Raw genomic sequence first — 12,639 nt, forward strand, 5'->3', positions numbered from 1 at the left:
AGTCTATCAGAAGGCATTGGAGGATAACGGTATGGTGCCGTCGATGACAGATGGTTATGATTGCTATCAGAATGCACTGGCAGAGAGAGTTAACGGGATACTCAAGCAGGAGTTTCTACTGTATCGATGTAAAACGTTTATTGAATTGAAAGTGTTGGTGGCTGAGTCAATCGCTATCTATAACCAAATGAGGCCGCACTTGAGCCTTGGCATGAAAACGCCAGAAGAGGTGCATAAAAAAAGCGGCTGCCTAGGGCAACCGCTTCTATCAAAAACCGTCAACGTATTTTAGGACGGGACATATTTTATGCCCCAGTATTTATGATGAGATTGCTAACAAAAGCATTCTATCAGTTATGTTTAACTCTCTTCTAAAATAACCGGTACTGAAAGGCCCACTTTCACAGAGTCCATCACGACATTCGTTAAGAAATTACGAATGTTGCGATTATCGAAAAATACCTCGCGGGTAAAAGCCTCGTAGTCTTCCATGTCTGTTGCAGTGACCACTAAAATAAAATCGGCGCTGCCTGTTACGTAATAGCATTGTTGAACTGCAGGGTTTGCCTTCATCTCTTTTTTGAAAGTATCAATTAGATCTGCACGTTCGCGTTCTAGCGTTACCTGTACTAATAAGGTGACGGCACGTCCCGCTGCTTTAGGGTTCACCACGGCGATATCCGCCTGAATAATATTTTGTTCGCGCATGCGTTTAATTCGACGTTGCACTGCGGCAGGGGATAAACCTACTTGCTCTGCTATCTGGTCAGAAGTGGTTCTATTTGAGTGTTGGATTATCGCAAGAATCTTCCGATCAAAACCGTCAATACTTGTCGTTTGAGGATTAGTCATAATTAGCCTTTCTTTCTACCCATGCAACATGATCCTAAGGATATAAGGCCTTGCTGTAAAGAAGTTAGTGCTGGTTAGAAGTTGTGGTGAATTTATGCATATTTTTGATTTTTTTGCGGTTAATCATCAACAAGTAATCGTTATTACACGAATGTCCGCAGATCAACGCCGTAATATTAACTCATAACTTATTCACCATCTAACAATAAAAAAAGCGCATGGCTATGACCGTGAGCAAAGGAACATGATGATGAAACTGACTACGGTTCAGCACAAACAGCCATTGGAACATCTTGCTCCAGCCGGTCGTATTGGCGTTATCTCTTTAGCGACAGATTTTAATATCGAAGCAGACCTGCATCGTATCTTTCCAGGTGATGTGCAGTTTTTCACCAGTCGCGTAAAGAATGTAAACCCACTGACCATTGAGAATTTACGCACGATGACGCCCGGTATTAGCACGACAGCAGATACCATCCTGCCAGGTGTTGAGTTGGATGCCATTATCTATGCCTGCACCTCCGGTACGATTGCTATTGGTGTTGAGCGTGTTACTCAGTTGATTAATGAAGTTCGTCCCGGTGTCCTTGTGACTAATCCGGTAACTGCTGCACTTTCTGCTTTCGAGTGCTTTGGTGCAAAACGGATCTCCATCCTGACGCCTTATACCGAGACTGTTAATCAAGAAGTGGCACAGTTTTTCATTTCACAGGGTTACGAAGTGCTAAGTGTTGCGGGTTTTGGTTTTGAAGACGATACCGCTATGACCTACCTCACACCGCAAGATATTACTGATGCAGCCATTGCCTGTTGTGACCCTGATGCAGAGTTAATGTTTATTTCTTGCACTGCTCTACGAGCATCTCTAGTGCTTGATGATATTGAACGGAGACTTGGAGTTCCTGTAGTCAGTAGTAACCAAGCGTTGGCATGGCACAGCCTTACATTAGTGAATTATCCCACTGCAGTTAACGGGTTTGGTGCATTGCTACGCGAGCACCTGACTGCTGATACTGCATTCGGTGAACTTGTTTAATTATTATCCTTGGAGATTGATCCATGACCATAACCCCGCAATTGATTACCCAGATGACAGAATGGCGTCGCCACATGCATCGTTTCCCAGAATGCGGATTTGATTTGCCATTAACCGCTGATTTTATAGCCGAAAAACTAGAAAGCTTCGGTATAGAAGTAACGCGTAATATCGGGCAGCAAGGCATTGTTGGGGTATTACGTTGCGGAAATGGCGATGCAAGTATTGGTTTGCGAGCAGATATGGATGCGCTGTTTATTCAGGAAGATAATAGTTTTGAACATCGCTCCCTACATGATGGAAAAATGCATGCCTGTGGACATGATGGACACTCCGCTATGTTGCTGGGCGCAGCTTGTTATTTAGCCAATACAAAAAGCTTTAATGGCACAGTGCACTTTATCTTCCAGCCAGATGAGGAGCATGGTGAGGGCGCTCAAGCGATGATTGATGATGGCTTATTTGAACGCTTTCGTATTGATTCTATATACGGGCTGCACAATATGCCGGGCTTAGCTGAAGGGCAGTTTATGGTTCGTCCGGGCTCTTTAATGGCCAGTGAAAGCAGTTTTGAAATTGTTATTAATGGCGTTGGTGGTCATGCAGCTATGCCGCATCGAGGCATAGATCCTATTGTTGTCGGCTCGCAAGTTATCTTGGGCCTGCAAACTATTGTGTCGCGCAACCTCAGTGCCATTGAAGAAACAGCAGTGGTCTCTGCAACTGAGTTTGTTACTAATGGAACCGTGAACGTTATACCTTCTCAGGTGACGATTAAAGGCGATTGTCGCTGCTTTACTGAAGACAGTTTAGCGAAAATTGAACAGTGTATGGAGCGGATTGTTGCCGGTATTTGTCAGGCAGCCGGTGCCCAATACAACTTCACGTTTACTAACACGTTTTACCCCACGGTAAATAACCCGTTACAGACAGAGCATGCTATCCGTGCGGCTATCGCCGTGTTAGGTGAAAGCAATGTCGAAACGAACTGTTTACCTCTCACTATATCAGAAGATTTTTCCAGCATGTTACGCGTCAAACCTGGCTGTTATGCCCTTATGGGTAATGGCGTGGAATCTGTTGGTGGCTGTGCTTTGCATAACCCTGAATACGATTTTAACGACCGTATTCTTGGGCATGGAGCGCACTATTGGGTGCAGCTAGTCTGCGATCAATTGATATAACCTTTAAACCAAAACAACAACCTAAAAAATAACCTTAATTCTAAAAATAAAATTTGAGGAAGACCCATGAAAAAACTATTAACCACTGTATTAGCTCTAGGTATCAGCTTTGGCGTAAGCGCCGAAACATGGAAGTTTGCCTCTGAAGAAGATAAAAAGGATGTACAGGATATTTTTGCGCAGTCTTTTGCTGACACTATCAAAAAAGAATCCGACGGTGATATTCGCGTTAAAGTGTATTACTACGGCCAGTTAGGTACTGAGAACGATATTGTTGAGCTAACGGCTAAAGGAACGGTTCAGTTTGTATCGGTGGGTACCGGCCATTTGGGCTCGTACGTACCGGAAGTTCAAGCACTTAGCGTACCTTACGTATTAGGCACCGAGACTGATGTCGTGCGTAAAGTGCTGACAGGTAGCAAAACTATTTATAATGATCTGGCTGACCGATTTGAGAGTGTAAACCTTAAGCTACTTACTATGATTTCTGAGGGAGAAATGGCATGGGGAGCAAACAAAGCTATCCGTACACCTGAAGATTTTGCAGGGCAGAAAATTAGAACATTTACATCAACTATCCCTGTAGAAACTTACAAAGCTTTTGGTGCAACACCAACGCCTTTGTCTTGGGGTGAAGTCTATGGCGCGCTTCAGTTGAAAACGGTTGATGGCATGGTTAACCCAATCTACTTTGTGTACAACGCTAAGTGGCATGAAGTGCAGGACTACCTGATGTTTCCTGGACAGCAGCCTTATGTAGGTACTGTATCTACTAACAGCAAATGGTTTAATGGGTTGTCGCCTGAGAAGCAAGCGATGGTGCATAAAGCAATTACTGTTGCTGAGCAAGCGGCCCATGATTATCAGTTACGCATTAACTCAGAAAACATGGATAAAATCATGTCTGAGCGCCCTAATATGCAGATCGTGACCTTGAATGCAGAGGAACGTGCACGCTTTAAAGAGTTAAGTAAGTCTTTGCATGAAACTTACTATGACGTAGTAGAAAATGCTTACGATAGCGCTGAAAAATCCGCTGCACGTAAGGGAGCACAAAAAATTCTTGGTAACTTGATCCAAGAAGTTAAGGACGCATCTTAATCCTGGATGATTATCAGGTAGCGTGGGGCTTATCAGTTAGATAAGTCTTTACGCTAATTGATTCATTAATGTGTCAATTAGCCACAAGCGCGTAGTGCGGCTTGTAAGGTGTGTTCTTATGAAAAAGATATTCCTCCACATTAGCAACGTTACTGAGCTGATAGAAAAGTTTGTCGTTATCTCTTCGATTCTACTCATGATGGCTAATTCAACTGCCAATGCCATCGGGCGATATGTTTTCGGTAAGAGCCTATTTTTCTCAGAAGAGTTGAATCAGTTTTTGATCGTAGCAATTACCTTTATTGGCTTCGCCTATGCTGTACGTAAAGGCCGTAATATCCGAATGACTGCTGTGTATGATTCTTTGGGGTATACCGCCAAGAAAACAGTATCGATCTTGATAGCGATTATTAGCGGTGTATTAATGCTTTATCTCTCTTATAAAGCGGTTTTTTATGTCATTGAATTAAAAGACCTTAATCGCTTGAGCCCCGCTTTGCAGCTTCCGGTTTATATCATTTACGCCATTATCCCTGTGGGGTTATTTGTGGCGGGTATCCAGTACCTGATTACTTTCTTTATGAACATTACCCATAAAGAGATCTACTTATCATTTGAAGTAATTGATAGATAATCGATAGTGTTATGGGTGACATATTATGAGTTCGATTTTTGAGTTTTTATCAGATGTTGTAGCGGGTGAGCTCGATACTTACGTTATTACCTTCGCGCTTATCGTAACGATGGTTGTTTTGTTGTTTCTTAGCTTTCCTATGGTTGTGCCTTTAGCCGTTGGAGCATTGTTAGGGTTAGTGCATTTTTCAGGCATAGATACCGGTGTGATTATCCAACAGATGGTCACAGGGATTTCGCCAAATGCACTGATCGCCGTCCCGATGTTTATTCTGGCCGCCGACATTATGACCCGTGGTCATACAGCGCATAATTTGTTGGGCTTGATTGAAGCATTTGTTGGGCACCTTCGTGGTGGTTTACCCATTACAGCGTGTATTAGCTGTACATTGTTTGGTTCTGTATCTGGCTCAACGCAAGCCACGGTAGTCTCTGTTGGCCAAATCATGCGGCCTAAATTATTACAGGCAGGCTATAAAGACAGCTTTGTCATGGCGCTCATCATTAACGCCAGTGATATAGCTTTCTTGATCCCCCCAAGCATTGGTTTGATCCTCTACGGAACATTGGCAAACACCAGTGTGGGCGAGTTATTTATTGCAGGTATTGGTCCTGGAATACTACTGGCTATTATGTTCTCTGTGTATTGCTATGTGTATAGCGTCTACCAAGGAGACAGCATTGCGTTGGTCGAAAAAACATCCAACAAGCAGAAGCTACTGGCCATTAAAAAAGCGCTGCTGCCTTTGGGTTTTCCTGCATTAATCGTAGGTGGGATCTATTCAGGAGCCGTTACGCCGACAGAAGCAGCATCATTCTCAGTGCTCTACGCCATTATTGTTGAGTGCTTCATTTACAGAGAGTTGAAATACAAAGATATCGTGGATGCTGCATTAAGCACGGGGTTAATTACCGCCGTGGTATTTATTCTTGTCGGAATGGGGCAGGCATTTTCTTGGTATATCTCGTTTGAACAGATTCCACAGGACTTATTAGCACCGTTGAATCTTGAAGGCGCATCTCAAGAGTACATTCTATTTGTTATTGCTTTGAGCTTCTTTGTGGGTTGTATGTTTGTTGATTCACTGGTGGTTTTGGTTATTTTAACGCCAATCTTTGTACCCATTGTTGCGGCTGTTGGACTGGACCCAGTACTCGTCGGCGTGATGATTACACTACAGATGGCTATTGGTTCGGCAACGCCACCGTTTGGTTGTGACATCTTCACTGCGATTGCCATTTTTAATAAACCGTATCTGGAAGTGATAAGCGGCACCTTGCCCTTTATTCTGATTCTATTTTTGATGTCTGGTTTGTTGATCTTTTTCCCGAGTATATCTTTGCTCTTGCGTGACCTGGCATTTGGGAATTAAACAAGCTGCATGACAGTGCAAATAAAAATAAAAGTTGAGTAACTCTATGACAAATATACTGACTGCTCCATCGCGTGGTTTTGAACATAGCGAGTTTGAGATACGTACTGAGAAGCTACAAAGCCGTATGGCCGCGCAACAAATAGATGCTGTTTTTTTTACAACTGAGCCTGAATTTCGCTATTTCAGTGGCTTTAAGTCGCAGTTCTGGGAAAGCCCTACGCGACCTTGGTTTTTGGTCGTCCCTGTTAAAGGTAAGCCTATAGCTGTCGTACCGGAGATTGGTGTAGCGGGCTTTGAACAAACCTGGATCGAAGATGTTCGTAGCTGGCCATCTCCAAGGCCGATGGATGATGGTGTAAGTCTGCTTGCTGATACGTTGAAAAGTATTGCTAACGGATCACATCACATTGGTGCGATGCTTGGCCCTGAAACGCATTTACGTATGCCGGCAGCTAACTACCAGGCTTTGCTAGAGCATTTGAGTTCGCACCAAATGGTGGATGTGAGTGAGATAATACGTAACCTGCGTAGTATTAAGTCTGCGGCTGAAGTGGCAAAGCTACGTTTTGCATGTGATGTAACGGCAGCGGGTTTTGATTACCTGCTAAATAACTTAAAAGCAGGTATGACTGAACGCGAAGCCTGCAAAGCCATGAATTTAGAAATGTTGCGCTTAGGTGCTGATTCATGTCCGTATCTGATCTCAGCATCGGGGCAGGGAGGCTACGACAACATCATTATGGGGCCAACAGACCGTAAGCTCACTCAAGGTGATGTATTGATTATTGATACGGGGGCAAACTTTGACGGTTACTTCAGTGATTATGATCGTAACTTTGCTTTTGGTGACGTTGACCGGGCAACCCATGATGCTTATGAGGCTGTTTATGCTTCGACTGAAGCGGGTTTAAGTATTGCGGCTCCAGGGCGCACTACAGGGGATGTATGGCAAGCCATGTGGTCGGTTTTGGAAGATGCCGGAGCATTAGGCAATGATGTAGGCCGCATGGGACATGGGCTAGGTATGCAGTTAACAGAATGGCCATCGAATGTGGAGGGCGGCGATGTGATTTTACAAGCGGGGATGATCTTGACCCTAGAGCCTGGGATGACATTTGCCTCTGGAAAAATGATGGTTCACGAAGAAAATATCCTGATCACGGATAATGGCTGTGAAATGCTACATAAACGTGCATGGTCGACGCTTCCTGTCATAACACGCTAACAATACTGTCTACACCTAACAATGGCTTTGTATAAACAGAGCCATTGTTAGTCATTTCGAATGTAGGCTTTTTGTACACATCAACCGCTTAAACTCTCTTCTGCACAGGTTTCCTATGAGTACTCATCAAGAGGGGGCATGGACCCGCTCAACAGGCATGTTGTACAGCTTAGTCGGAGCGCTTCTGTTAACGCCCGATGCTGTGGTTCTACGTTGGATCAATATCGAACATGCCGAAGTGTTATTATGGCGTGGTGTGTTTTTTACGTTAGGTTTTACACTAATAGTGTTAATGCGTCATCGCTCAAGGGCGTTCTCAGCTATTAAATTAGCGGGTTTGCCAGGAGTGTTTTGTGGTTTGTTTTTTGCGCTTAATACGTATTTTTATACGCAGGCATTACTGCAAACAAGTGCGGCTGCCGCCATGATGATTATCAGTACTGCGCCCATATTTGCTGCGCTGATAGGATGGTTTTGGTTGCGAGAACGGTTAAGTCTTAGTGTCGGTTTAACGATTGTCGTAACCATGATTGGTATGGGAATCATCGTCAGTGATGAAAGTGGAGAAAACAGTTTGTTCGGCAATTTTATGGCCATCGGATGTGCTGCTTTTATGGCCATTAATTTTAATTGGGCACGCCGCTATGCGCCTCGCGATATATCGCCTGGGCTTATCTTTGGCGGGATGTTCGTTTTTATTTTTGGTTGGTTAGAAACAGGAACTATACAGGCGCGTCCTGATGAGTTGGGGGCTATGTTTCTGTCAGCAGCGATTGCTATGCCCATTGGTTTTGTACTACTACAAATTGCGCCGCGTTATATCAGTGCAACAGAAGTGAGCTTGTTTTTACTATTAGAATCAATCGTAGCGCCTATTTGGGTGTGGTTAGTACTAGATGAAGCACCTAGCGTCACTACACTGGTTGGCAGTGCTGTTGTTGTTTTTGCTCTGCTGCTTTATAGCTATCAGATGCTGAAGAGGTCAAGGCGTATTTAAGCCTTAGGTAATTGTTTTTTAGGTTTAATTATCAATATAACTTTTAAACTATTTGTAACTCTAGGGCGTATATATCCTTTTATAGAAGACTTATTATCAGCTTAACTGACAATATTAATGAGCTTTCAAAATGACTAAAACAATACAGTATTACTTCGTTTTAAATTCGCCTTGGAGTTATTTTTCGGGCTCTCGTTTAGCCTATATAGCTAAAGATAAGAACGCCACAATAGATCTAAAGCCAGTAGTGCTTAGTGAGCTATTTCCACGTACCGGTGGGCAGCCTTTAAAGCAACGTTCTGAGCAGCGCCAAGCTTATCGAATAATAGAGTTACAGCGTTGGAGCCGCCAGCTAGGCTTGCCTATTCATCTTGAACCAACTTTTTTCCCTGTTGATGAAAGCCTTGCCGTACGTACGGTGCTTGCTGCTATTGAAGGTGATCATGACGCCCTTCAGCTCGTTATTGCATTAGGCGCTTCACTTTGGAGAGATAATCTTAATTTAGCCGACGAGCAGGTTATAGCGGATGTATTAGTTGATTTACAGTTACCAGTAACGCTTATTCAGGCTGCAAAAAATCAACAAAGCTACTCTCAACTGTTAAGCGACAATACGAGTGAGGCTATCTCTCAAGGTGTGTTTGGAGTGCCATCGTTTATTGTTGAGTCAGAACTTTTTTGGGGACAAGACCGATTAGATTTTCTTGAGCAAGCGCTTACTGATTAAGGACCAGTTAAAGGGCTGATAAAAACAACCAGCGAGTAAATTGCTTTAAAGAGAAACCAGTACTAAAGTTTACGAGTGTTTTTTTGTAAATTGGTATTACCAATTTATATGTAGTATTAAAACTAAATAATAAAAATGAGTACGCTATGCCCAAACTGTCCTTTAAGCAAAAACTGATCGCTTTAATTATTATTACTCTTGTTGGGATTATATGTATTAGTGCAGTCGCATTTAATACGCTGTATACGTTAAATAGCGCTGCATCACGAGTGTCTCAGTTGACCTCTGTTAGCGACACGTTATCCAGCATACAACTGGATATGATCACCACAGAGAATAATTTAGCTCAACTAAACGATAAAAACTCATCAACATTTACAGCGAATGTCACAAAACTGGTAAGCAAGTACCAGCCATTGCTCAAACAATATGTTGCAAATACGGACTCTTTGCCATTAAAAGAAGCACTAAGGGACACAGAGAGTGCTTTTCTTAAATATCATGCATCTATTCTTTCTCAAATAGGGTCACTTAAAAATTTAGGGTTTGATGATAGCTCTGGTGTGCTGTTATCACTGCAAAAAAGTGCAGTCCAGCTTGATAGCCAGCTTTCATCATTTAGCTCGTTTTATAAATTATTTGTAATTGCTCGCCAATTAGAAAAAGAGTATCTCATAAGCCCAAGCAACATGACCGCGGATAAGCTTACAACACAAGTGGAACTTGTCGTTAAAAGCTTAAAAGATGCTGAGTTTTACGACGCTTTTGATAAAGATGTTGAAGCTTATCAAGCGTCGCTTAAGCAAGTTATTGTGGCTGCCTCTGCTAAGAATAAGACTCAGCAGCAGATGTTAAATACAAGAACTGCATTTAGTAATAATAGCCAGCAAACACAAAAACTAGTAAAAACAGATCTATTGATCAGCGCGCAAGCAAAAGCGGAAAAAGCGACCAGTAACGCTGAGTGGACCTTAGGGGGCGTCAGTATTGCGGTTGGTATTATTGTTACCTTTGTTTTGATTATGATTAGTCTGAAAACAACCGCAACACTTAAACGAATTATCCGCCACCTACGTGCTATTGCCCAAGGCGAGCTAAACCAAAATATCGCTGTGGATACCAATCACCCCGATGAGTTTGACCAAGTGTCCTCTGCGGTAAATACGACGGCCAACGATTTAAGAACATTGATCGGGCAGGTTATTAGTAGCCAAAAAATGCTCAATCAACAAGCCGCAGAGTTAAGTACGTCTGTACAAACTATCGCAGAAAACAACAATATAGTGTCTGACCAATCTAATACGTTAGCCAGCGCCACAGAGCAGATTAGTGTTACGGCAAACCATGTTGCAGACAGTATAAAAAGTCTTAATAGTGAAACAGATAGTGCGCATAGTGCTGCTATCAACGGTGGTAATACGATACAGTTAGCCATGCAAGCACTGACCAGTACTTCTGATATTGTTGAGCAATCATCTCAGCAGTTAGTGCAGTTGCAGAAAGATTCTCAGAAAATCGACAGCGTGCTTGAAATCATTAATGGCTTAGCCGACCAAACTAACTTGCTTGCACTTAATGCGGCCATTGAAGCGGCACGAGCAGGTGATGCCGGAAGAGGCTTTTCTGTGGTTGCTGATGAGGTACGTTCTCTTGCTGAAAGAACCGTATCGGCTACCGGCGAAATAACGCAAACCGTTAGAGCAATCCAGAAACAAACGGATTGTGTCATTACCACTATGGAGCAAAGCCAGAGCAGCATCGACAATGTGAAAAAGCAAAGTGATGATGCTCAAAGTGCGGTTAAGCAAATAGAGGAACAAACGCGACAAGCCTCACTGACTAGCAATGACATTTATGATTCGATTGCAGAAGTCGCAAGAACAACCAGCGAGATGGCTACTAGCATGGATAGCATTGCGCACGTAATTGAAGACAACAAAGACGCCTCACAAGCTATTGTCGTGTCTAGTGATAGCTTGTTAAGCAGCGCTGCGAAAATGGGTCAGATGACCAGCAAATTCACATTATAAACTGATAAAGGCGCAGAGTAGTCAGCAGGCTTTGCAGTGATTTTGGGTTCGATCAATAGCAGATATTGATCGAATCTGGAATAACTGAGAAGTCGTTCTATACTGCAAAGCAAGCGTTTGGATTATGTATTTTTTTGCTTTCATTTTTCAGGGTTATATATGAGCTTATTCAATGATATAAGTCGCTTTCTTGGTAACGGTACAGCGCAAAAACAGAACCTTCAGGAAGATCTATTACGCAGTCTTTTAGTGATGGCGTGGATGGTCGAAGCACGTGACCCTTATACTGGAGGGCACCTATGGCGTGTGTCGCGTTTCTCGTACTTATTGGCAAGTGCATCAGGGTTACCAGAAGCCGATGTTGCTCGCATTGCTTTAGGCGGTTTTTTACATGACCTTGGTAAAATTGGTGTACCAGACCATATCTTGAATAAGACCGACAGACTTAGTGAAGAAGAATACGCTGTTATTAAAACTCACCCTGAAGTTGGCTGGCGTACATTGGCTGGTCATCCTCTGGCCTGGTTAGCTGAGGCCGCTATCCGCTCTCATCATGAGATGCCTAATGGCAAAGGTTACCCTAATGGTTTGTCGGGAGATGATATCCCAATCGATGCGCGCATTGTGGGTATCTGTGATGCTTTTGATGCAATGACCAGCACACGGCCATATCGGCGAGAAATGCCGATTAAAAAAGCACTCTCCATTATTGAAGAAAACCTCGGTAGTCAGTTTGATCGTACTTTCGGGGAGCGTTTTCTAGCGTTGGGAGCCGCCGGTAAACTTGACCATATTGTGGGTCATAGTGACCAAGGTATTCCACTGCATGAGTGTGTAATGTGTGGGCCAACATTGGTGCTACGTAAAGATCAAGTCGCTGGTGAGCATGTGTATTGTCGAAATTGTACGGGTGAATATCTAGTTGAAGAACAAGACGGTGCTTTGGTAACAACACCAACACAAAGAGCGGGAAGTGCGAAGGATCTCGAGCCGGATGTTGATAACGCTTTAATTGCACGGCTTATTCATGAATCGGCAAGTGCGCTGTTGCTGAAGAACTAATACCACTGCCCTGATACTTGCCCATCTATTACTTAGATAACGAATAATAGATGGGCGATCTGTTTTTTTACGCTGTATTAATCATCACTCTCTCGTTGATAATCTGGGTTTTCCAAACGGGCAGGCTGATAGCTGCATCTTCTAAGCAGCTACCATCTTCCAGCAGAAAGTGTTGCTTATAAAGAGGAGAGGCGACAAACAGTTGCCCCTGTTTAGAGCCGATAATACCGCGCGACATCACATTGGCATTACCAAAGGGGTCGTATTGGCCAACGGCAAATACCTTTTGTTCGTTTGGTAGGTAGAAAAGGGCAACTTGCTCCTCTTTTAATAGTGCACATACACCACTGTTTGCGACTAGGTCGTTGATGCTGCACAGGTCAAGCCATTCGTTTGTAGTTGTCATTTTTTCTCTC

Annotated in this window: 13 protein-coding genes; 11 read left to right on the top strand and 2 right to left on the bottom strand. The window is 43.3% G+C overall.

Features of this window, described 5'->3' with window-relative positions:
* Positions 1–292, top strand: a 292-nt coding sequence (locus G511_RS0113880) for an integrase core domain-containing protein (RefSeq protein ID WP_028470157.1), incomplete at its 5' end; no start/stop codon positions are given.
* A 68-nt stretch (positions 293–360) separates the two neighbouring features.
* Here the strand turns inward: G511_RS0113880 and G511_RS0113885 are convergent.
* Positions 361–852 carry an Lrp/AsnC family transcriptional regulator gene (locus tag G511_RS0113885; RefSeq protein ID WP_028470158.1) on the bottom strand — a complete coding sequence of 164 codons (492 nt, stop codon included), beginning with the start codon at positions 850–852 and terminating at the stop codon, positions 361–363.
* Between the two features lie 244 nt (positions 853–1,096).
* Here G511_RS0113885 and G511_RS0113890 point away from each other — a divergent pair, with 244 nt between their 5' ends.
* The 10 genes from G511_RS0113890 to G511_RS0113935 all read left to right on the top strand — a co-directional run bounded on the left by G511_RS0113890 (position 1,097) and on the right by G511_RS0113935 (position 12,223).
* Positions 1,097–1,888, top strand: a complete 792-nt coding sequence (locus G511_RS0113890) for a maleate cis-trans isomerase family protein (RefSeq protein ID WP_245574045.1) — start codon at positions 1,097–1,099, stop codon at positions 1,886–1,888.
* A 23-nt stretch (positions 1,889–1,911) separates the two neighbouring features.
* Complete coding sequence (locus G511_RS0113895) at positions 1,912–3,072, top strand: M20 aminoacylase family protein (RefSeq protein WP_028470160.1); 1,161 nt, start codon at positions 1,912–1,914, stop codon at positions 3,070–3,072.
* Between the two features lie 66 nt (positions 3,073–3,138).
* On the top strand, positions 3,139–4,173 hold the full coding sequence (locus tag G511_RS0113900; protein ID WP_028470161.1) for a TRAP transporter substrate-binding protein: 1,035 nt from the start codon (positions 3,139–3,141) through the stop codon (positions 4,171–4,173).
* 118 nt (positions 4,174–4,291) lie between these two features.
* Complete coding sequence (locus tag G511_RS0113905; RefSeq protein ID WP_028470162.1) at positions 4,292–4,807, top strand: TRAP transporter small permease; 516 nt, start codon at positions 4,292–4,294, stop codon at positions 4,805–4,807.
* A gap of 25 nt (positions 4,808–4,832) precedes the next feature.
* Positions 4,833–6,179: a TRAP transporter large permease gene (locus G511_RS0113910; protein WP_028470163.1), complete on the top strand. Its 1,347-nt coding sequence runs from the start codon at positions 4,833–4,835 to the stop codon at positions 6,177–6,179.
* Between the two features lie 46 nt (positions 6,180–6,225).
* On the top strand, positions 6,226–7,407 hold the full coding sequence (locus tag G511_RS0113915) for a M24 family metallopeptidase (RefSeq protein ID WP_028470164.1): 1,182 nt from the start codon (positions 6,226–6,228) through the stop codon (positions 7,405–7,407).
* Between the two features lie 115 nt (positions 7,408–7,522).
* Positions 7,523–8,404 (top strand): DMT family transporter, encoded by an 882-nt coding sequence (locus G511_RS0113920; protein WP_028470165.1) that lies wholly within the window; start codon positions 7,523–7,525, stop codon positions 8,402–8,404.
* Positions 8,405–8,534: 130 nt separating this feature from the next.
* Complete coding sequence (locus tag G511_RS0113925; RefSeq protein WP_028470166.1) at positions 8,535–9,131, top strand: 2-hydroxychromene-2-carboxylate isomerase; 597 nt, start codon at positions 8,535–8,537, stop codon at positions 9,129–9,131.
* 146 nt (positions 9,132–9,277) lie between these two features.
* On the top strand, positions 9,278–11,161 hold the full coding sequence (locus G511_RS0113930; protein ID WP_028470167.1) for a methyl-accepting chemotaxis protein: 1,884 nt from the start codon (positions 9,278–9,280) through the stop codon (positions 11,159–11,161).
* Between the two features lie 159 nt (positions 11,162–11,320).
* On the top strand, positions 11,321–12,223 hold the full coding sequence (locus G511_RS0113935; RefSeq protein ID WP_084629119.1) for an HD-GYP domain-containing protein: 903 nt from the start codon (positions 11,321–11,323) through the stop codon (positions 12,221–12,223).
* Between the two features lie 67 nt (positions 12,224–12,290).
* Here G511_RS0113935 and nirD read toward each other — a convergent pair whose 3' ends face one another.
* Entirely contained in the window at positions 12,291–12,629 is a 339-nt protein-coding gene (nirD, locus tag G511_RS0113940; RefSeq protein WP_028470169.1) for a nitrite reductase small subunit NirD, read from the bottom strand.
* Positions 12,630–12,639 lie beyond the last annotated feature (10 nt).

The organism is Neptunomonas japonica DSM 18939 (genome assembly GCF_000422765.1).
Classification (GTDB): Bacteria; Pseudomonadota; Gammaproteobacteria; order Pseudomonadales; family Balneatricaceae; genus Neptunomonas; species Neptunomonas japonica.